At 71.7% G+C, this 20,534-nt stretch carries 13 protein-coding genes, 3 pseudogenes and 1 riboswitch; of the genes and pseudogenes, 8 read left to right on the plus strand and 8 right to left on the minus strand.

The genetic code is table 11. The annotated features are described in order from the left end of the window. Positions 1 to 95 precede the first annotated feature (95 nt). Both QFZ82_RS13035 and QFZ82_RS13040 read right to left on the minus strand, forming a co-directional pair. The gene (locus tag QFZ82_RS13035) at positions 96 to 845 is read right to left on the minus strand and encodes an enhanced serine sensitivity protein SseB (protein ID WP_307713326.1); all 750 of its coding nucleotides are present in this window, start codon (positions 843 to 845) and stop codon (positions 96 to 98) included. A gap of 176 nt (positions 846 to 1,021) precedes the next feature. Further along, on the minus strand, positions 1,022 to 1,693 hold the full coding sequence (locus tag QFZ82_RS13040) for an AAA family ATPase (protein ID WP_307713327.1): 672 nt from the start codon (positions 1,691 to 1,693) through the stop codon (positions 1,022 to 1,024). Positions 1,694 to 1,840: 147 nt separating this feature from the next. After that, positions 1,841 to 1,939, plus strand: a riboswitch (glycine riboswitch). A gap of 146 nt (positions 1,940 to 2,085) precedes the next feature. Here QFZ82_RS13040 and gcvT point away from each other — a divergent pair. From gcvT to QFZ82_RS13060, 4 genes are all read left to right on the plus strand, one after another. After that, the gene (gene gcvT, locus QFZ82_RS13045) at positions 2,086 to 3,252 is read left to right on the plus strand and encodes a glycine cleavage system aminomethyltransferase GcvT (protein WP_307713328.1); all 1,167 of its coding nucleotides are present in this window, start codon (positions 2,086 to 2,088) and stop codon (positions 3,250 to 3,252) included. A 58-nt stretch (positions 3,253 to 3,310) separates the two neighbouring features. Next, the gene (gcvH, locus tag QFZ82_RS13050) at positions 3,311 to 3,685 is read left to right on the plus strand and encodes a glycine cleavage system protein GcvH (protein ID WP_307713329.1); all 375 of its coding nucleotides are present in this window, start codon (positions 3,311 to 3,313) and stop codon (positions 3,683 to 3,685) included. 23 nt (positions 3,686 to 3,708) lie between these two features. Next, on the plus strand, positions 3,709 to 4,968 hold the full coding sequence (gene glyA / locus QFZ82_RS13055; protein ID WP_307713330.1) for a serine hydroxymethyltransferase: 1,260 nt from the start codon (positions 3,709 to 3,711) through the stop codon (positions 4,966 to 4,968). Between the two features lie 156 nt (positions 4,969 to 5,124). Beyond that, positions 5,125 to 6,492, plus strand: coding sequence for an L-serine ammonia-lyase (locus QFZ82_RS13060; RefSeq protein ID WP_307713331.1), 1,368 nt, complete (start codon positions 5,125 to 5,127; stop codon positions 6,490 to 6,492). Between the two features lie 176 nt (positions 6,493 to 6,668). On the opposite strand, the gene QFZ82_RS13065 is transcribed toward QFZ82_RS13060, so the two are convergent. Next, entirely contained in the window at positions 6,669 to 6,884 is a 216-nt protein-coding gene (locus QFZ82_RS13065; RefSeq protein ID WP_307713332.1) for an EF-hand domain-containing protein, read from the minus strand. 102 nt (positions 6,885 to 6,986) lie between these two features. Here QFZ82_RS13065 and QFZ82_RS13070 point away from each other — a divergent pair. Next, positions 6,987 to 7,702: pseudogene (locus QFZ82_RS13070) on the plus strand (GNAT family N-acetyltransferase). Between the two features lie 37 nt (positions 7,703 to 7,739). Here QFZ82_RS13070 and QFZ82_RS13075 read toward each other — a convergent pair. The 5 genes and pseudogenes from QFZ82_RS13075 to QFZ82_RS13095 form a co-directional block, all read right to left on the minus strand. Continuing rightward, positions 7,740 to 8,933 (minus strand): YncE family protein, encoded by a 1,194-nt coding sequence (locus QFZ82_RS13075; RefSeq protein ID WP_307713333.1) that lies wholly within the window; start codon positions 8,931 to 8,933, stop codon positions 7,740 to 7,742. A gap of 457 nt (positions 8,934 to 9,390) precedes the next feature. Further along, the gene (locus QFZ82_RS13080) at positions 9,391 to 9,894 is read right to left on the minus strand and encodes an anti-sigma regulatory factor (protein ID WP_307713334.1); all 504 of its coding nucleotides are present in this window, start codon (positions 9,892 to 9,894) and stop codon (positions 9,391 to 9,393) included. A 258-nt stretch (positions 9,895 to 10,152) separates the two neighbouring features. Then, positions 10,153 to 10,921 (minus strand): annotated as a pseudogene (locus QFZ82_RS13085) (enoyl-CoA hydratase/isomerase family protein). A gap of 109 nt (positions 10,922 to 11,030) precedes the next feature. Then, positions 11,031 to 12,282 (minus strand): annotated as a pseudogene (locus QFZ82_RS13090) (Ig-like domain-containing protein). A gap of 233 nt (positions 12,283 to 12,515) precedes the next feature. Then, positions 12,516 to 13,742 carry an Ig-like domain-containing protein gene (locus QFZ82_RS13095; RefSeq protein WP_307713335.1) on the minus strand — a complete coding sequence of 409 codons (1,227 nt, stop codon included), beginning with the start codon at positions 13,740 to 13,742 and terminating at the stop codon, positions 12,516 to 12,518. 217 nt (positions 13,743 to 13,959) lie between these two features. Between QFZ82_RS13095 and glgX the strand changes: the two genes are divergently transcribed. From glgX to QFZ82_RS13110, 3 genes are all read left to right on the plus strand, one after another. Next, the gene (gene glgX / locus QFZ82_RS13100) at positions 13,960 to 16,242 is read left to right on the plus strand and encodes a glycogen debranching protein GlgX (RefSeq protein WP_307713336.1); all 2,283 of its coding nucleotides are present in this window, start codon (positions 13,960 to 13,962) and stop codon (positions 16,240 to 16,242) included. Between the two features lie 100 nt (positions 16,243 to 16,342). Continuing rightward, the gene (locus tag QFZ82_RS13105) at positions 16,343 to 18,187 is read left to right on the plus strand and encodes an ABC transporter ATP-binding protein (protein ID WP_307713337.1); all 1,845 of its coding nucleotides are present in this window, start codon (positions 16,343 to 16,345) and stop codon (positions 18,185 to 18,187) included. After that, on the plus strand, positions 18,184 to 20,364 hold the full coding sequence (locus tag QFZ82_RS13110) for an ABC transporter ATP-binding protein (protein WP_307713338.1): 2,181 nt from the start codon (positions 18,184 to 18,186) through the stop codon (positions 20,362 to 20,364). Before QFZ82_RS13105 ends, QFZ82_RS13110 begins: the two co-directional genes overlap by 4 nt. Positions 20,365 to 20,534 lie beyond the last annotated feature (170 nt).

The raw sequence follows: 20,534 nt of genomic DNA on the forward strand, positions 1-20,534 counted from the left end.
CGTACCCGTGCCCGAGTGGTCCGTCCCTGTGTCAGGGGACCTCCGGCCAGGTCATCAAACCAGCTTAAGCGGCAGTCCTGGCACCGGCTTGACTTCTACACGTGATGTCGTTGGTAGAAGGGGCGTACACGCTCCAGCATCCAGTCGCCCACCGGGTCCTGCGCGACATCCAGAAGGACGAGATTCACCGGCCAGGGGACCTGGACGCGGCCGAGCGCGCGGCCGAGCGCGTCCATGGGCGCGTTCCGGTCGGCGCCTTCCCAGGAGGAGAGCTGGACTCCCACGAAGAGGGCCGGCGCCTCGCCCTCGACAGAGGCGAGCACCCGGCGGGCGGTCAGCACGACGCCGGCGGCCTCGAACTCGCCGGCCGCGGCGGCGAGGAAGTCGACGGGCTCCTCCTGCCAGTCCGGCTCGAAGAGCCGCACCCGCCCGCCGGACGCGGGGCCGTCGAGCGGGGTGCGCCCCGCGCGGCACAACTCGGCGACGGCGGGCGGCGGCAGGGGGACGCCGACGGTGCCGCCCGGGTTCACGGCGATGCCGAGCTGCGGAGGCAGGCCACGGGCGAACTCGCGGGCGGGGGCGACGGTGAACGACATGGGGGAACCCACGACGGCGAGGAACTGCTGCTCGGAGCTGAAGACGGGGACGTAGGCGGCGCCCTCGATCTCCATGGTGGGCAGGTCGAGACCGATGCTGTCGGGCCCGCCCCCGTTGGGCAGGGGGACCCAGAGGCTGCTGCGGCCGAGCACCTCGACGAGGCGGGCTCCGGCGGAGGGACTGCCGACGGAGGCGGCGAGGACCTCCTCCAGCTCGTTCCCGGGCCAGCCGCGGTACGGATTCTCCATGCGCTCGTCTCTTCCTCCCCGGGGCACGCACCCCGGCCGTGCGTGTTCGCGGCGTCGACGATAATCCAGCCCTGCCGCTGTGTGAGGCGCGGGGCTCGGGGCGGAGCCCCGACGAGAGAGCCGAGCCGGGTCGGCGAGGCGCGGGGGCGGAGCCCCGACCACATCACCCCTCGGGGTCAGTCCGCCGTGAAGCCGATGACGCGCAGCCTTCCCGCCGCCTCCCGGTCCAGCAGGACCGCCGCCGCGCAGCCCCGCGGCAGACGGCCCGATTCCGCGTCGGCGATCAGGCGGCCCACCGCCCGGCGGTGGCGGGCGAAGGCGTACCCCGACACCCCGCGGCCCCGCTCGCGCTGGCCCTCCCGCGCCACCCGCGGCGGCACGTCAAGCAGCACGAGATGCAGCGACGTCCCGCGCCGCCGCGCCTCCCGACCGAGCCAGCGCCGCACCCACGCCTGCGTACCGCAGTCGTGGACGACGACGCTCTCGCCGGAGCGCAGGGCCCGCCACAGACCCGCGTAGTGCGCGAGGCGCACGAGGGGCCGGTAGACGGCGTACGGCAGGAAGCGGGGCGCGCGCGCGTCCCACCGGTCGCGGGTGTCCTGCGAGTCGATTCCGCGCCCGGTCACCGCACGCTTCATCAGCGTCGTCTTGCCGCTCCCGGGCAGCCCGGAGACGACCACCACGTCACCGGCCGCGAAGACCAGGGCGCGCGGACTGCGGCCCGCACGGGCCCGCAGGTCGCGCAGGACGGGCGCGGGCGCCCCGAGCAGGCCGCTGACGGAGGCGCCCTGCTGGACGGGCATCCCCGCGGCCGTGGCGGCGTATGCGCCGGACCGCTGCAACATCATCACGCTCCCCCAAGTCGGGTCACCCCACCCTTGCCCATGAAGTGTAAAGAACTGGTAATACAGGACAACCGACTTTGCCATGGTCCGCGCGCCCCACTCCCGCCGCAGGCATGCAATGATGTGCGCGCCAACTGCATACCGGCCGCTTGAATCCGCGCGGGAGAGTCCCGGCCACCTGGTGTGGCGGGGCGCCGAAGGAGCAAGTTCCTCCCTTGAATCTCTCAGGCCCCGTACCGCGTGCGATGAGGCAGATCTGAAAAGCGAGCCGTCCGGACGGCTCCACCCAAGGTGCAAGCCACGACCATCCAAACGCAGGGTCGCGGCGAACCTCTCAGGTTCCGATGACAGATGGGGAGGATTGTCCTCGCAGCCATGCCCTGGGAGCCATACCTATGAGCAACGCCCCCCGTCGTACATCCCTCCCGTCGCCCGCCACCGCCCTATCCGAAGGCGCTTCGCGCCGCACTCCTCTCCTGGCCCTGCATCGATCTCTGGGCGCGACCATGACCGACTTCGCCGGCTGGGACATGCCGCTGCGTTACGCCAGTGAGCGCGACGAGCACAACGCCGTCCGCACGACGGCCGGCCTCTTCGACCTGTCGCACATGGGCGAGATCACCGTCACGGGCCCGCAGGCCGTCGACCTGCTGAACTACGCGCTCGTCGGCAACATCGGCACGGTGGGCCCCGGCCGGGCCCGCTACACGATGATCTGCCAGGAGGACGGCGGGATCGTCGACGACCTGATCGTCTACCGCCTCGGCGAGACCGAGTACATGGTCGTCGCCAACGCCGGCAACGCCCAGATCGTCCTCGACGCGCTCACCGAGCGTGCGGCCGGTTTCGACGCGCAGGTACGCGACGACCGTGACGCCTACGCGCTGATCGCGGTCCAGGGCCCGCGGTCCCCCGGCATCCTCGCGTCGCTCACCGACGCCGACCTCGACGGCCTGAAGTACTACGCGGGCCTCCCCGGCACCGTCGCGGGCGTCCCGGCCCTTATCGCCCGTACGGGCTACACCGGCGAGGACGGCTTCGAACTGTTCGTCGAGCCGCAGCACGCCGAGAAGCTGTGGCAGGCACTGACCGAGGCGGGCGCGTCGGCCGGTCTGATCCCCTGCGGCCTGTCCTGCCGCGACACGCTGCGCCTGGAGGCGGGCATGCCGCTGTACGGGCACGAGCTGACCACGGCGCTCACCCCGTTCGACGCGGGCCTCGGCCGGGTCGTGAAGTTCGAGAAGGACGGCGACTTCGTCGGCCGCGAGGCGCTCACGGCCGCCGCCGAGCGCGCCGAGACGGCGCCGCCGCGCAAGCTCGTCGGCCTGATCGCCGAGGGCCGCCGGGTCCCGCGCGCCGGCATGGACGTGGTCGCCGACGGCAAGGTCATCGGCACGGTCACCTCGGGCGCGCCGAGCCCGACCCTCGGCAAGCCGATCGCCATGGCGTACGTGGACGCCGCCCACGCCGCGCCGGGCACGCCGGGCGTCGGTGTCGACATCCGCGGCACGCACGAGCCGTACGAGGTCGTGGCGCTGCCGTTCTACAAGCGCCAGACGTGATCGTCCGCACCCTCTCTTCGTTCACCACCACTCCCCCGCGTACAGGAGAATTCAGGTCATGAGCAACCCCCAGCAGCTGCGCTACAGCAAGGAGCACGAGTGGCTGTCGGCCGCCGAGGACGGCGTGTCGACGGTCGGCATCACGGAGCACGCGGCCAACGCGCTCGGCGACGTGGTGTACGTCCAGCTTCCCGAGGTGGGTGACACGGTGACCGCGGGCGAGACCTGCGGCGAGCTGGAGTCCACCAAGTCGGTCAGCGACCTGTACTCGCCGGTCAGCGGTGAGGTCACCGAGACCAACGAGGACGTCGCAGGCGACCCGTCGCTGGTGAACTCGGCGCCCTTCGAGGGCGGTTGGCTCTTCAAGGTGCGCGTCAGCGAGGAGCCGAAGGACCTGCTCTCCGCCGACGAGTACACCGATTTCGCGGGCTGACCCAAGACCTTAGGGACCGAGTGATGTCGCTTCTCAACACCCCTCTTCACGAGCTGGACCCGGATGTCGCCGCCGCCGTCGACGCCGAGCTCCACCGTCAGCAGTCCACCCTGGAAATGATCGCGTCGGAGAACTTCGCCCCGGTCGCGGTCATGGAGGCCCAGGGCTCCGTCCTGACCAACAAGTACGCCGAGGGCTACCCCGGCCGCCGCTACTACGGCGGCTGCGAGCACGTCGACGTGGTCGAGCAGATCGCGATCGACCGCATCAAGGAGCTGTTCGGCGCCGAGCACGCCAACGTGCAGCCCCACTCCGGCGCGCAGGCCAACGCCGCCGCCATGTTCGCACTGCTCAAGCCGGGCGACACGATCATGGGCCTCAACCTGGCCCACGGCGGTCACCTGACCCACGGCATGAAGATCAACTTCTCCGGCAAGCTCTACAACGTCGTCGCCTACCACGTCGACGACGCCACCGGCCAGGTCGACATGGCCGAGGTCGAGCGCCTGGCCAAGGAGTCCAAGCCGAAGCTCATCGTCGCCGGCTGGTCCGCCTACCCGCGCCAGCTGGACTTCGCGGCGTTCCGCCGGATCGCGGACGAGGTCGGCGCCTACCTGATGGTCGACATGGCCCACTTCGCGGGCCTGGTCGCCGCGGGCCTGCACCCCAACCCGGTCCCGCACGCCCACGTCGTGACCACCACCACGCACAAGACCCTCGGCGGTCCGCGCGGCGGTGTGATCCTGTCCACGGCCGAGCTCGCCAAGAAGATCAACTCCGCGGTCTTCCCCGGCCAGCAGGGCGGCCCGCTGGAGCACGTCATCGCGGCCAAGGCGGTGTCCTTCAAGGTCGCCGCGAGCGACGAGTTCAAGGAGCGCCAGCAGCGCACGCTGGACGGCGCCCGCATCCTCGCCGAACGCCTGACCCAGGCCGACGTCACCGAGCACGGCGTCTCCGTCCTGTCCGGCGGCACCGACGTGCACCTGGTCCTGGTGGACCTGCGCAACAGCGAGCTGGACGGGCAGCAGGCCGAGGACCGCCTCCACGAGGTCGGCATCACGGTCAACCGCAACGCCATCCCGAACGACCCGAGGCCCCCGATGGTCACCTCCGGCCTGCGGATCGGCACCCCGGCACTGGCCACCCGCGGCTTCACGGCCGACGACTTCCGCGAGGTCGCCGACATCATCGCCGAGGCCCTGAAGCCCGCCTACGACGCGCAGGCCCTGCGCGCCCGGGTCACCGCCCTCACCGAGAAGTACCCGCTCTACCCCGGACTGTGACGGATCTCCCGTAACATCCCGGAGCGAAACAAAAGGGGCACCGCGCACACTGGACCGTGAGCGCGGTGCCCCGCACCACGTAAGCACCACGTTTGCACGCATTGCCTCTGCACCACCCGGCAGACAACGGCGTCTACCACCCACAAGGAGTTCCCCGTGGCCCTCTCGGTCTTCGACCTGTTCTCGATCGGCATCGGCCCGTCCAGCTCCCACACGGTGGGCCCCATGCGCGCGGCCCGGATGTTCGCCCGGCGGCTGAAGAACGAGGGCCTGCTGGCCCACACCGCCTCCATACGGGCCGAGCTGTACGGCTCGCTCGGCGCGACCGGCCACGGCCACGGCACCCCCAAGGCCGTCCTGCTGGGCCTCGAGGGCAACTCTCCGCGCACGGTCGACGTCGAAAGCGCCGACGACCAGGTCGAGCAGATCAAGGCGGAGAAGCGCATCAGCCTGCTCGGCGTGCACGAGATCGGCTTCGACTTCGACAAGGACCTGGTCCTGCACCGCCGCAAGGCGCTGCCCTACCACGCCAACGGCATGACGCTGTGGGCGTACGACGCCGACGGCACGGCCCTGCTGGAGAAGACGTACTACTCGGTCGGCGGCGGCTTCGTCGTCGACGAGGACGCGGTCGGCGAGGACCGGATCAAGCTCGACGACACCGTGCTGAAGCACCCCTTCCGCACCGGTGACGAGCTGCTGCGCCTCACCCGGGAGACCGGCCTGTCGATCTCCGCGCTGATGCTGGAGAACGAGAAGGCCTGGCGCACCGAGGACGAGATCCGCGAGGGCCTGCTGGACATCTGGCGGGTCATGCAGGCGTGCGTCGCGCGCGGCATGTCCCGCGAGGGCATCCTGCCCGGCGGTCTCAAGGTCCGCCGCCGCGCGGCCACCACGGCCCGCAAGCTGCGCTCCGAGGGCGACCCGCAGGCGCTCGCGATGGAGTGGATCACGCTCTACGCGATGGCCGTGAACGAGGAGAACGCGGCCGGCGGCCGGGTCGTCACCGCCCCCACCAACGGCGCGGCCGGCATCATCCCGGCGGTCCTGCACTACTACATGAACTTCGTCCCCGGCGCCGACGAGGAAGGTGTCGTGCGCTTCCTGCTCGCGGCGGGTGCGATCGGCATGCTCTTCAAGGAGAACGCCTCCATCTCCGGCGCCGAGGTGGGCTGCCAGGGCGAGGTCGGCTCCGCCTGCTCGATGGCCGCGGGCGCGCTCGCGGAGGTGCTCGGCGGTTCCCCGGAGCAGGTCGAGAACGCCGCCGAGATCGGCATGGAGCACAACCTGGGCCTGACCTGCGACCCCGTCGGCGGCCTCGTCCAGATCCCGTGCATCGAGCGCAACGGCATGGCGGCGGTCAAGGCCGTCACCGCCGCACGTATGGCCATGCGCGGCGACGGCACCCACAAGGTGTCCCTGGACAAGGTCATCAAGACCATGAAGGACACCGGCGCGGACATGTCGGTGAAGTACAAGGAGACCGCGCGCGGCGGTCTCGCGGTGAACATCATCGAGTGCTGAGCGCCTGACGCGGACGAGGCGCCCCCGGATCCCCGGGGGCGCCTCGTCGTCGTTGCGGGCTCACTCGCACGTCCCGGCGGAGGTCTCGCGCGTCACCACGTCCGTCGCGGCGGCCGCGGTGTCCAGCCGGGCGATGCGCTGACGGCCGCCGGCGGACGGCGCCGAGGTCTCAGCGCTCAGGCCTTGTTCAGGTGGGTCCAGAACTCGTCGAACGACAGGAGCTTGTCCTTGTCGGTGTCCTGCGAGGCGATCACGGCCTCGGCGACGGACTCGGTGACGTTCCAGTCACCCATCTGAGCCATCGCCGTCTTGTACTCGGCCGCAGTGATGAAGCCGTCGCCGTCCGCGTCGTAACGGTCGAACGCCTTGCGTGCTTCCTCGATGTCCGCCACAGTCCACCCCTTCTTGGTGCATTACTGACGGGGGTCAGATTATCGGCCCGCCTGAGTGATCATGGAGGGGAGCCCGGGACCACGGGCGAGGGGAGGCGTGCGATGAGCGGGAAACTGGCGGAGATTCTCGGAGCTGCGGCGGAGGGACGGTTTCCGCCGCCGGACGGATCGGTGACGGTGGTCGGGCAGCCGGACGCCCGGGACGCGGGCGTAGTGGCCTTCACCGCCCACTCGGTGGTCTTCACGGACGAGGATCCGGCGTGGGTGGGGGAGCAGTTGGCCGCGACGGCGGCCGATCCGCTCGCGGCGGCGATGAACCCGGAGTTCCTGTGTGCCCTGATGGCCCGCACGGGCCGCCGTATGGACACCATCGACCTGGTGACCGTCGCCGGCTCGCTGCCCGGTGCCCCCGGTCTCCGGCTGCGTGAGCTGGTGGACCCGGAGCATCCCCGCGTGGCTCGTGCGCTCAAGCACCGCCAGGACGTGCGGGTGTGGGCCGCCGACGCAGGGGTGCTGATCCTCGGCCGCGGGGTGGCGGGCCGTTGGGAGGCGTCGGTCGAGGTCGACGAGGAGGCGCGCGGAAAGGGCCTCGGCCAGGCACTGGCGCGTGCCGCCCCTTGCCCGGTTCGTGACTGACCAGGGCAGGGGCCGTTGGTGGTTTCTGAGGCTGGTGGGTTTACCCAGAGCAGCCCCGGCATCTGGTGCCGGGGCCGGTGGTGTGGTCGCAGCAGGCGCCGGGCAACGCCCGCAGCGTACGGGCGTTCCAGGCGGCCGGGTACAGGCCTGTCGGCTCGGAGGCGGTCCTCACGGCGCACTGAGCGGGTACGCGGCCGCCCGCCGGCGCGTTGTCCGGGACTACCGGAAGACGCCGGTGTGGCCGAGGGAGTAGCGGCCGGGCTGCGGGTAGACGGCGAGCCCGTGCGGGCCGCTGCCGACGGGGATGCGGGCGAGCTGCTTGCCGGTCTTCGTGTCGATGGCGTACACCTCGGAGTCGTAGCGCCCCGAGAGCCACAGCACCTTGCCGTCGGCGGAGACGCCGCCCATGTCCGGGCTGCCGCCGTCCGGCAGCCACCACTTCTTCGTCAGTTTGTTGCGGGCGAAGTCGAAGACGGAGATCGAGCCCTCGCCGCGGTTGGGGATGTACATCTCCTTGGAGTCGCGGCTGATGTAGAGGCCGTGGGCGCCCTTGCCGGTGGGGATCAGCGCGGGCTCGGTGAACTTCTCCCCGTCGAGGACCCATACGCCGTGCGCGATCATGTCGGCGATGTAGAAGGTCTTGCCGTCCGGGGAGAGCTTGACGTCCTGGGGCATGGCGCCCTCGAAGGGCAGCCGCTGCCGGCCGACGACCTTCACCTTCTCCGTGTCGACCTTGAGCAGTTCGGCGGAGAACTCGCAGGAGACGATGAAGTACCGGCCGTCGGCGGAGAAGTCCGCGTGGTTGACGCCGTAGCAGGAGACGGGCTCGGTGTGCCTGGTCTCCATGGTGTGCGGGTCGCGGAAGACGAGCTCGCGGTCGAGGGAGGCCATGACGACGGCGTACTTGCCGTTGGGCGTGAAGTAGAGGTTGTACGGGTCGTGGACGTCGACCGGCTCGCCCGCCTTCCCCGTAGCGGGGTCGATCGGCGTGAGCGTGTGGCCGCGGTTGTTGTTGACCCACAGCGTCTTCAGGTCCCAGGAGGGAACGACGTGCTGCGGCTGCACGCCGACCGGGATGGTGTCGACGACCTTGTACGTCGCGGGGTCGATGACCGAGACCGTGTTGGAGTTGGTGTTGGGGACGTACACCCGGGAGGGGAAGTTCTTGACGGCCGGTGAGAGCATGCCCGGCCGGTCGGCCGCGTAGATGTCCTGGGGATCCTGGACCGGCGGCATGCCGGGCAGCCCGGCGGGGGCGGCCGCGGTCTTCCTGGGCTCGACGGGCGGGGCGGCCTGCTTGGTGCCGCGTGCCTCGTTCTGCTCGCCGCCCGAGCCGCAGCCGGTGAGCAGAACGAGGAGGGCGCCCACGAGGAGCACCGTGGTCCGCTGGGTGAGGGAGGTCGTCGGATGCATCAGCTCAGCAGCTCCGTGGTGGTCACCGCACGCAGTCCGCGGCGGTTCGGGGTGACGGATGCACAGTAGGGGCGGACAGGGCGAAAGGTAATGATTGACCCAATTCATCCGCACTACGGGTCGCCGGATCCGCACCCACACCCAGGACCACTGACCGACGAAACACTCACACAGGCCGATACTTGTACGGCGATTACAAGGGCGATGCTCCCCTTCACCTACGATTCACCCTCAAGGTGTCCGATTCATTCGACTTTGCCATCATCTGGAGTCTTGGCGATGAGGCGCCCGTCTGTCATAGTCGAGAGCGCGACCCCCCATTGACCCGGGCCAGGTCGTCATCGGCCGCCGTGGATACCCCCCCCCCGATCCACGGCGCTCCCCACAGAAGCCCCCGACGCGCCGACGGCGCACGGGGGCTTCTGCGGGTCCTCACGGCCGGTACGGCCGACGCGTCTCAGCGGTCGACGACCCGCATCTCGAACCAGGTGGTCTTGCCGCGCGGCAGCAGGTCGACGCCCCAGCGGTCGGAGAGGGTGTCGACGAGGAAGAGACCGCGGCCGCTGGTGTCCATGTCGTGCACCGGCATCAGGCAGGGCAGTCCGCGCGACGGGTCGCGCACCTCGACCCGGATCCAGCCGCGGCGGCGCAGCATCCGCAGACCGAAGACGCGCGCCCCGGTGTGACGCACCGCGTTGCCCACCAACTCGGAGACGAGCAGGACCGCGTGCTCGCAGGTCTGGGCCGGCAGCGCCCACTGGCGCAGCGCCACGCACTGCGTGAGCCGCCGCGCGGTGCCCGCGGATTCGGGGCGCGACGGCAGCCGGACCTCCTCCTCCGTCGGATTGCCGTACAACTCCAGCGCCTTCAGCGCCTGTTCGTCGTCCACGGCCGGGATCCACCGCGCGGCAGCCGCGCCGACGCGCTGCCGCGGTTGTCCCACGCCCTCCAGGCCCGCCATGTCTCCATCATGGCCACAAACAGCCGCCCTCGTGGCCGTTCCCAGGGAATAGGCCCCCGGAATGCTTGATTCCAAGGGAGCCTTCCAGCATATGCCACTGGCCTCATCCGCCCTCAATGCCCGCCCTGACCTGCGCCGATGCCACCTCTGTGGACGTCCTCGGCGCACGCGGGGCCGGGTCGCACGTATTCCCTCCCCTGGCCGGGACGATCCGGGCACGCGATTGACGCGGGCCGCGGACCGTCAACTCGCGGTGGTTCAGAGGAACTTGGCCTTGCCCGGGCCCTCCTCGACGAAGCTGGCGCATGCCGCGCTCGCGGTCCTCGGTGGCGAACAGGCCCGCGAACCAGCTCCGTTCGACGGCGAGGCCCGTCTCGATGTCCGTCTCCAGGCCCGCGTCGACCGACTCCTTCGCGGCCCGCAGGGCCAGCGCCGGGCCCTTGGCCAGCTTCGCCGCCCATGCGCGGGCCTGTTCGTAGACCTCGGCGGCCGGGACGACACGGTCGACCAGGCCGAGCGTGAGCGCCTCGTCGGCCGCGACCATCCGGCCGGTGAAGATCAGGTCCTTGGCCCGGGACGGGCCGATCAGCCGGGACAGCCGCTGGGTGCCGCCCGCGCCCGGGATCAGGCCGAGCAGGATCTCGGGCTGGCCGAGCTTGGCGTTGTCGGCCGCGATCCGGTAGTCGGCGCAGAGCGCGAGTTCGCAGCCGCCGCCGAGCGCGTAACCGGTGACCGCGGCGACGACGGGCTTGGGGATGCGGGCGACGGCGGTGAAGGACTCCTGCAGGGCACGGGAGCGCACGACCATCGCCGTGTGGTCCATCGCCTGCATCTCCTTGATGTCCGCGCCGGCCGCGAACACCTTCTCGCCGCCGTAGAGGATCACGGCGCGTACGTCCTCGCGCCGGGTCGCCTCTTCGGCGAGCTCGCGCAGCCGGTCCTGCACGGCGATGTCGAGGGCGTTCATCGGGGGCCGGTCCAGGCGGATGGTGCCGACGCCTTCGGAGACTTCGAGGGAAACGGTCATGGGGGGAAGGTTAGCCGCGGTTAACGGCACGGGGCCCGGCGCATGGGGGGTTTGGGGGGATCCCCCAAAAAAGCACAGCCTCACAGCGCCGGGCCCCCTCGGACGCCTGTTACGCGATCCACTCCGACCACGGCATGTTCCAGCCGTTCAGGCCGTTCTCCGGGGCGATCTGCTTGTCCTTGGAGTTCTTCACGATCACCACGTCGCCGATGATCGAGTTGTTGTAGAGCCAGGCCGCCGGGGTGCCGTTGTCGTACGCGCCGCGCACGTCGCGCAGGCCGACGCAGCCGTGGCTGACGTTCGCGGAGCCGAACGTGCCCGCCGAGGCCCAGTAGTTGCCGTGGATGAACGTGCCCGACGTCGACAGGCGCATCGCGTGCGGCACGTCCTTGATGTCGTACTCGCCGCCGAAGCCGACGGTGGCGCCGTTCATCCGGGTCACCTTGTACTTCTCGCTGATGACCATCTGCCCGTTGTACGTGGTGGTCGACGGCGCGCCCGCGGTGATCGGGATGTTCCTGATCTCCTTGCCGTCGCGCACGACCCTCATGGTGTGCGCGGACGCGTCGACCGTGGAGACCTGGGAGCGGCCGATGGTGAACGAGAAGGTCTTCGCCTGCTTGCCGTAGACGCCGGGGCGGCCCTCGACACCGTCCAGGTTCAGCTTGACCGTGACCTTGGTGCCTGCGGCCCAGTACTTCTCGGGGCGGAAGTCGAGGCGGTCGTTGCCGAACCAGTGGCCCTCGATCGGCACGGACGGCTCGGCGGTGACCTTGATGGCCTTCTCCACGGCCTCGGGGTTGGTGATGCCCCGGGTGAAGTTGACGGACACCGGCATGCCCACGCCGACCGTCGAACCGTCCTCGGGCGTGTAGTGGCCGATGAAGGTGTTCTGCGGAACGAGTGTGGTGAACGTGGTGTCCTTGGCCGACTCACGGCCGTCGGAGTCCTTCGCGACCGCGTGCACCTTGTACTTGGTGGAGCCCGCCAGGTGCTGCAGCGGCTCCCACGAGGCGCCGTCGCCGGAGATCCGGCCGTCTATCCTCGTGCCCTTGTCGTCCTGGACGGTGACCGTGGTCAGCTTCCCGCCCGGCCGCGGTGACCTTCAGGGCACCGCTCGTGGCGACGGCGTCGGCGCCGTCCTTGGGCGCGATCGTCACCACGGCCCGGGAGGCCGTGTTCTCGACCTTCCCACCGTCCTTCCTGCCGGCGCCGTCGTCGCCCTTGCCGGATCCCCCGCCCCCGCAGGCCGTCAGCACCAGCAATGCCCCCAGCGCCAGCGCGGACACCCGGGCGCCCCCGCGCCCGCGACCGCTTCGTCCGGCTCCGGCCGATGCCCCCGATATCGGCTGCCCGTTCACTGTTGTGTTCTCCCCTCAGCACGGCCTGGCCACGCCACGGCCCCGCACCCCCGCGTGCCTCACGCACGCACGCAGACAGAAAAGCACACCGCAGGTCATCGGAAGTCCCCACGAATGTCACCGTTCAGTCCCAACCCGTCCATCGGGCGGGCACCGAAAACTGCTGCCAGGGGTCGGCGGGGCGGCGGAGGCGATCCGGGGGCGGGGCCATCGGCCGCGGGAGGGGCGCCGCGTCACTCCAGGGCCGAACCCTCCTTCCACTGCGGCCAGTCCATGTTCCAGCCGCCGAGCCCGTTGTCGGGTGCGACCGTCCTGTCCTTGGAGTTGACCACCTCGACCACGTCGCCGATCAGGGTGCGGTCGAAGAACCACCCCGCCGGGGACTCGCTGCTGCCGCCCTTCTCGTCGCGCAGCCCCACACAGCCGTGGCTGACGTTCGCCGTGCCGAACGTCTCGGCCGCGGCCCAGTAGTTCCCGTGCAGGAAGGTGCCCGAGGTCGTCAGTCGGATCGCGTGCGGCACGTCCTTGATGTCGTACTCGCCCTTGCCGTCCTTCTTCTTGAAGCCGACCGTCGCACCGTTCATCCGGGTCACGTCGAACATCTCGGTCACGACCATCTTGCCGTTGTACGTCGTCGTCTTGGGCGCCCCTGCCGTGATCGGCACCGTCGCCAGCAACTGCCCGTCCCGTACGACCCGCATGGTGTGCGCCGCCGCGTCGACCGTGGAGACCTGGGAGCGGCCCACGGTGAAGGCGATCGTCTTCTGCTGGATGCCGTACGCCCCGGGCGCGGCCTCCACGTCCCGCAGGCGCATGTCGATGGTGACCCGCGTGCCCGGCTTCCAGTACGTCTGCGGCCGGAAGTCGAGCCGCCCGTAGCCGAACCAGTGGCCCGCGATCTCGACCGGGGGCGAGGAGGTGACGCGGATGGCGCGCTCGACGGCGGCGCGGTTCTCGATCGGCCGGTTGAAGGTGAAGGAGACGATCATTCCGGTGCCGACGGTCGAACGGTTCTCCGGTTTGAAGTAGGCGGTGAAGTGGTGCTCGGGGACCGCCGTGGTGAAGGTGGTGTGGCGTGCCGTGCGGCGCCCGTGGCTGTCGAGGGCGACGACGTCGACGCTGTACTTCGCGGCGAGCTCCAGCCGCGTCCCCTCGGCAGGGGTCCAGCGCAGTCCGTCGTCCGAGAAGGAACCCGGCACATCCGTGCGGCCCGCCGCCTCGACCCGGGTCACCTTCACCCGCTCCAGCCGGCCGCTGGGCAGCTTGACCAGCAGCGGCGCTTCGGGACCGACGCCCTTGGCGCCGTCTTCGGGGGTCACCCGGATCGTGTCCTCGGGTGCCCGTGGCTTGCTGCCGATGTCCAGCGTCCCGCCGGTGCAGCCGGCGAGCCCCACGACGAGTCCTGCCCCGGCCACGGCGAGGGCCGCGCACCGCCCTGCCCGCTTCAGTACATGTCTCACGTACCGACCAACGACTGCCCCCCTCTGCGGGCAACGTGGGGGCGGGGCGATGTTGGGACGAGTGCCGCGCGGGCAGAAATGGTGAAAGACCGTACGAGGGCCGCCGCGGAAGGGACGCCGGGGCGGCCCGTGGGGCTGTCCGGCCGTGGCGGCCGGACGGCCTCGTGCCGGGAGGGGGCCCTCCCGGCAGGCCCGACGAGCCGCGGGAGGCCGACAGGTGTCGAGCGCAGCCGAGCAGGAGACGGTGGACGAAGGAGTACGGGGCGGGCCGCCGCGTGCGCCTTCGGCGGCGGCCGGCGCGGAGGGCCGCCGGGCGGCCGTGCGCGCCGCGCCGGCCTGGCCGGGGGCCCCGACCCCGCTGGGGGCGCGGTACCGGGTCGGGCCCGACGGGGTCGCGGGCACCAACTTCGCGCTGTGGGCGGGCGGGGCGGAGGCCGTCGAGCTGTGCCTGTTCGACGGGCCCGGGCCGTCGGCCACCGAGACGCGGGTGCCGCTGACGGAGCTGACGCACGGGATCTGGCACGGTTTCGTGCCCGGTGTGGGACCCGGTCAGCGGTACGGCTACCGCGTGCACGGCCGCTGGGACCCGTGGACGGGGGCCCGCTGGAACCCGGCGAAGCTGCTGCTCGATCCGTACGCCCGCGCGGTCGACGGGGACTACGCCGACTTCGGGCTGCCGCCGGAGGTCTACGGGCACGTGCGGGACTGGCCGCAGCAGCATGTCGCCGACACCGTGCGCGACGACCGGGACTCGGCGCCGTTCGTGCCCAAGGGCGTCGTGGTCCACGACGACGCCGACGGCGACGAGTGGATGGACGACCGCAGGCCCAAGACGCCGTGGGCCGACTCGGTCATCTACGAGCTGCACGTGCGCGGCTTCACCAAGCTGCACCCCGGCATCCCCGAGGAGCTGCGGGGCACGTACGCGGGGCTCGCGCACCCGGCGGCGATCGAGCACCTGGTGGACCTCGGGGTGACGGCGGTGGAACTGCTGCCCGTGCACCAGTTCGCGCACGAGGACCATCTGCTGCGGCGGGGGCTCGTCAACTACTGGGGCTACAACTCCATCGGCTACTTCGCCCCGCACGCCGCGTACGCGGCCTCCGGCACGGCCGGGCAGCAGGTCGGCGAGTTCAAGCGGATGGTGCGGGCGCTGCACGCCGCCGGGATCGAGGTCATCCTCGACGTGGTCTACAACCACACGGCGGAGGCGGGCGAGCTGGGCCCCATGCTGTCCCTGCGCGGCATCGACAACCGCGGCTACTACCGCCTCCAGGCGGACGCCCGGCGGTACGCCGACTACACGGGCTGCGGCAACACCCTGCACGTGGTGCAGCCCCATGTGCTGCGGCTGATCACCGACTCTCTGCGGTACTGGGTCACCGAGATGGGCGTGGACGGCTTCCGCTTCGACCTGGCGGCGGCGCTCGCCCGCTCGATGCACGACGTCGACATGCTCTCCCCGTTCCTCGCCGTCATCGCCCAGGACCCGGTGCTGCGGCGGGTGAAGCTGATCGCCGAGCCGTGGGACGTCGGCAACGGCGGATACCAGGTGGGCGCGTTCCCTCCGCTGTGGACGGAGTGGAACGACCGGTACCGCGACTCCGTGCGGGACTTCTGGCGCGGTGCGCTGCACGACGTGCGGGATCTGGGCTACCGGCTGTCGGGCTCCAGCGATCTGTACGCGTGGGGCGGGCGCCGCCCGTACGCGTCGATCAACTTCGTCACCGCGCACGACGGTTTCACCCTGCGCGACCTGGTCAGCTACGGGCACAAGCACAACGAGGCCAACGGCGAGGGCAATCGGGACGGGACGAACGACAACAGGTCCTGGAACTGCGGCGCCGAGGGCGAGACCGACGACCCGCGGATCAACGCGCTGCGCCGCAGGCAGCTGCGGAACCTGCTGACCACGCTGCTGCTGTCGACCGGTGTGCCGATGCTGGTGGCGGGCGACGAGATGGGCCGCACCCAGGGCGGCAGCAACAACGCGTACTGCCAGGACAACGAGGTCAGCTGGGTGGACTGGACGCTGCCGGCGCAGCCGGCCGGGCGCGGACTGCTGGAGCTGACGCGTCGGCTGCTCGCCCTGCGGCACGCCCATCCGGTGCTGCGCCGCCGTGCGTTCTTCTCGGGCCGTCCGCAGGCGCCGGACGGGCTGCGGGACCTGGCGTGGTTCACCCCGCAGGGCACGGAGATGACCGAGGGCGACTGGTACGCGCCCTCGGCGACGCTGGCGCTCTACCTGTCCGGACGCGACATCCCGGGGCGGGACGCGCGCGGGGCGCAGGTGACGGACGACAGCTTCCTGACGGTCCTGCACGCCGCCGGCGAGCCGGTGGACTTCCGGCTGCCGGGACCGCCGTGGGCCGAGGCGTACGAGGTGGTGGTGGACACCTCGCTGGAGGAGCAGGCGCAGGCGCTGGGGACGGTGCACGAGGGGGGTGCGGTGGTACGGGTGCCCGCCCGCTGCGTGCTGCTGCTGCGCGTGCGGACGTAGGCCTGCCGGGTGAACGTCTTCGGGTGAACGTCCGCACAGGCCCCGCGTCGCCGGAAAACCACATGAGGGCTGTCAGTGGTGACTCGTAGGCTCGCACCTGATGCCCACGACACCTTCGGCCCCCCAGGACCGCTCCGCCGTGCGGTCGCTCCTGCGCCTGTGGCCCTACGTACGTCCGGTGCGCGCCCGGCTGTTCGGCGCGGCGTTCGTCGCGATAGTGGCCTCCTGTCTGAGCCTGGTCATCCCCCTGGTCCTGAAGTGGATCGTGGACGGCCCGGTGGCCGGCGGCGATCCGGGCGGGGTGTGGCTCGGGGCGCTGACGCTGCTGCTGCTCGGCCTCGCGGAGGCCGCGCTGTTCGGCTTCCGGCGGTGGCTGGTCGCCCGGCCGCTGGCCGGGGTGGAGGCGGCGATGCGGGCCGATCTCTTCCGGCACCTGCAGCGCCTGCCCGTCGCCTTCCACGACCGGTGGGCCTCGGGGCAGCTGCTCTCGCGGGGCACCACGGATCTGATGCTGCTGCGGATGTTCCTCGCCTTCCCGCTCACGTTCCTCCTCGTCAACGGGACGACGATCCTGGTCGGTTTCGTGATCCTGCTCCAGCAGGAGTGGACGCTGGGGCTGGTGCTGCTCGCGCCGATCGTGCCGCTCGTCGTCGCGTGCTCCGCCTTCGAGAGGCGGTACGCGCTGGTGGCGCGCCGCGCGCAGGACCAGGTCGGCGATCTGACCACGGTGGTCGAGGAGAGCGTCCTCGGCATCCGCATCGTCAAGGGCTTCGGCCGGCACCGCAGCCAGGCGGAGGCGTTCCGCGCCCTGTCGGAGCGGCTGCGCGGCACGGAGCTGGGCAAGGCACGGCTGCTCGGTGGCGTCTGGGCGCTCATCACGGTCGTCCCCGAGCTGGCGATCGGCGCGGCGCTCGTGCTGGGCACCGTGCAGGTCGCGGACGGCGGGCTGTCGGCGGGCACGCTGGTGGCGTTCCTGTCGACCGCGCTGGCGCTGCGCTGGCCGGTGGAGTCGATCGGCTTCCTGCTGGCGATGAGCCAGGAGGCGGCCACGGCGGCCGACCGGTACTTCGAGGTGCTGGACGCTCCCGAGGAGCGGGAGACGTCCGGGGACGCCCCGGCAAAGGCTCCGGCCGAAGGCGGCGGACTGCGCTTCGAGGGCGTCGAGTTCCGCTACCCGGACGCCCCCGAGGACGCTCCGCCCGTCCTCGCCCGTATCGACCTGCACGTGCGCCCCGGCGAGACGATGGCGCTCGTCGGCGGCACCGGCAGCGGCAAGACCACGCTCACGGCACTGGTGCCGCGGCTGTACGACGTGACGGCCGGGCGCATCACGCTCGACGGGCAGGACATCACCGCGCTGCGCCGCGAGCGGCTGCGCGAGCTGGTGTCCGTGGCCTTCGAGGAGCCGACGCTGTTCTCGGCGAGCGTCGGCGAGAACGTGCTGATGGGCGCGCAGGACGCGACGGACGCGGACCTGCGGCGCTCGCTGGACGTCGCGCAGGCGGGCTTCGTGGACGACCTGCCGCAGGGCGCGGACACGCAGGTCGGCGAACAGGGCCTGAGCCTGTCCGGTGGTCAGCGCCAGCGGCTGGCGCTCGCCCGCGCGGTCGTCGGGCAGCCGCGCTTCCTGGTGCTCGACGACCCCCTCTCGGCGCTCGACATGCACACCGAGGCGCTGGTGGAGGCGGCGCTGCGCCGCGTCCTGGAGGGCACGACGGCCCTGGTGGTGGCGCACCGCCCCTCGACGGTCATGCTCGCCGACCGCGTCGCCCTGCTGTCCGGCGGCCGGATCACGGCGGTGGGCACGCACCACGAACTGCTGCGGACCAATGGGGAGTACGCCTGGCTGATGTCGGGCGCGCAGGGGCCTGACGGCCCGGGAACCACCGGCGCACCGGAGCCGGCCGTGAGGAGCGCCACGGGCGCGGAAGGGAGGGCCCGGTGACGACGGGTTCGACGACGGGCTCACCGGCCGGCGCGACGCCGGGTCCGGGCCCGGACGGCACACCGGAGCCGCCCCCGGACGCCGCGGGGGTGGCGGCACGTCCGGATCTCACCGCGACGACGCATGCGGACACGGCCGCCGGCCCGGCGCCCCGCCCGGGCCCCGCCGCGGGCGGCCCGGCCGTCCCGAACGAGGCCGGCCCACGCGGCGCCGCGCCGACGCACTCGGGCCCGGCCGACGGCCCGTCAGCCGACGCCGCCGGGGCGGCGGCACGTCCGGGCGCCGGGACTCGCGCCGCGGTCCAGGGCGGGACCGGCCGGGCAGGGGGGCCACCCGGCGCCGGCGCCGGAGCCGACGGGAAGCCGGCGCGGCCCGGGGCCGCGGACGACCCCTTCGACCGGGACGCGCTGCCCGCGCCCAAGGGCGCGACCGGCGCCCTGCTGCGCTCGCTGCTCGCGCCGCGCCGCGCGCGCGTGGTGCTCGCGGCCGTGCTTCTGCTGCTCCAGCAGGCGACGGTCCAGGCGGGTCCCCTGCTCGTCGCGTACGCCATCGACCGCGGCGTGCCCGCCTTCCGGGCGGACGACCACGGCCCCCTGATCGCCGTCGGCGCCGGATACGCGTTGTGCGCGCTCGCGGCGGGCTTCCTCCAGTACGCCTTCATCCGCGCCTCCGCCCGCGTCAACCAGGACGTGCTGCTCGACCTGCGGGGACGGATCTTCCGCCATGCCCAGGCGCTGAGCGTGGACTTCCACGAGCGCTACACCTCGGGCCGCCTGATCTCCCGGTCGACCACGGACGTCGAGTCCCTGCGGGAGCTGCTGAGCGAGGGGCTGCAGGAGCTGATCGGCGTCGTCCTCGCGTTCGTCTACATCTCGGCCATGCTGCTCTGGCTCGACGTGGGTCTCGGCGGTCTCGCGGTGCTGTCCTTCGTGCCGCTGTATCTGCTGGTGCGGCTCTACCAGCGGCGTGCGAAGTCGGTGTTCATGAGGCGGTCCACGGCGATCGCCGCCGTGATCGTGAAGTTCGCGGAGACGATGAACGGCATCCGGCCGGTGCGCGCCTTCCGCCGCGAGCGGGCCAACGACGCCGCCTTCCGCGTGCTGAACGAGCGCCACGCGCGCAGCAACGGCGACGCGCTGCTGGAGATGGCGCGCTACGTGGTCGGTTCCCGGCTGGTGGCCAACACGGCGGTGGCCGGGATCGTGCTGTGGGGCGCCTACCGGGTCGCGTCGGGGACGCTGGCGCTGGGTGTGCTGGCGGCGGCCGTGCTGTACCTGCGGCGGCTGTACGACCCGATCGACCGGCTGGGCATGTTCCTCAACTCCTATCAGTCGGCGGCCGCGTCGCTGGAGAAGATCGCCGGTCTGCTGGCCCAGGTCCCGTCCGTGCCGGAGGCCGCGCGGCCGCGCGAGCTGCCGGTGCGCGACGGCGACCGGCCCGGGCGCGAGGTGGTCTTCGAGCGGGTCGGCTTCGGGTACCGCACGGGCGGTGAGGTCCTGCCGCGCTTCGACCTGACGATCCCGGCCGGGCAGACGGTCGCCGTCGTCGGCTCGACGGGCGCGGGCAAGTCGACCCTGGCCAAGCTGCTGGCCCGTTTCTACGACCCGACCGAGGGCCGCGTGCTGCTCGACGGGACGGATCTGCGCGAGCTGTCCACGCGGGAACTGCGCCGGGGTGTGGTGATGGTGACGCAGGAGGCGTTCCTGTTCTCCGGCACGGTCGCGGAGAACATCGCGATCGGCCGCCCGGAGGCGACCCGCGCGGAGATCGAGCAGGCGGCGAAGGCGATCGGGGCGCACGACTTCATCGCCTCGCTGCCCGAGGGCTACGACACGGACGTGCGCAAGCGGGGCGGGCGCATCTCCGCGGGACAGCGCCAACTGGTGGCCTTCGCGCGTGCGCTGCTCGCCGACCCGGCGGTGCTGATCCTCGACGAGGCGACGAGCTCGCTGGACATCCCCGGTGAGCGGGCGGTGCAGCGTGCGATGGACACCGTCCTGGAGGGGCGTACGGCCGTGGTGATCGCGCACCGGCTCTCCACGGTGGAGATCGCGGACCGCGTGCTGGTGATGGAGCGGGGACGGATCGTCGAGGACGGGCCGCCCGCCGAACTGATCGGCGGCGAGGGCCGGTTCGCCGGTCTGCACAAGGCATGGCGGGAGAGCGTGGTGGGCTGACCGGGCCTCGGCGCCCTTCGGGGCGCGCGCCCGGGAGAAGCCGCCGGCGCGGCGCCACCGTGCCCGGTGAACGTTCGCTCAACGAACACGACCTTTCGAGCAACGGACGAATTCCGGCCAAGTTCTTGTCGCGCTCCTGACAGGAACCGTGCGCGGCTGCCACTCTTCCC

It is taken from the genome of Streptomyces sp. V4I23 (genome assembly GCF_030817975.1).
In the GTDB taxonomy this organism is placed as follows: domain Bacteria; phylum Actinomycetota; class Actinomycetes; order Streptomycetales; family Streptomycetaceae; genus Streptomyces.

Coding starts and splice junctions, on each gene's coding strand:
- QFZ82_RS13035 (WP_307713326.1), bottom strand. CDS start 845: ATGGAGAATCCGTACCGCGGCTGGCCCGGGAACGAGCTGGAGGAGGTC.
- QFZ82_RS13040 (WP_307713327.1), bottom strand. CDS start 1,693: ATGATGTTGCAGCGGTCCGGCGCATACGCCGCCACGGCCGCGGGGATG.
- gcvT (WP_307713328.1), top strand. CDS start 2,086: ATGAGCAACGCCCCCCGTCGTACATCCCTCCCGTCGCCCGCCACCGCC.
- gcvH (WP_307713329.1), top strand. CDS start 3,311: ATGAGCAACCCCCAGCAGCTGCGCTACAGCAAGGAGCACGAGTGGCTG.
- glyA (WP_307713330.1), top strand. CDS start 3,709: ATGTCGCTTCTCAACACCCCTCTTCACGAGCTGGACCCGGATGTCGCC.
- QFZ82_RS13075 (WP_307713333.1), bottom strand. CDS start 8,933: ATGCATCCGACGACCTCCCTCACCCAGCGGACCACGGTGCTCCTCGTG.
- QFZ82_RS13080 (WP_307713334.1), bottom strand. CDS start 9,894: ATGGCGGGCCTGGAGGGCGTGGGACAACCGCGGCAGCGCGTCGGCGCG.
- QFZ82_RS13105 (WP_307713337.1), top strand. CDS start 16,343: ATGCCCACGACACCTTCGGCCCCCCAGGACCGCTCCGCCGTGCGGTCG.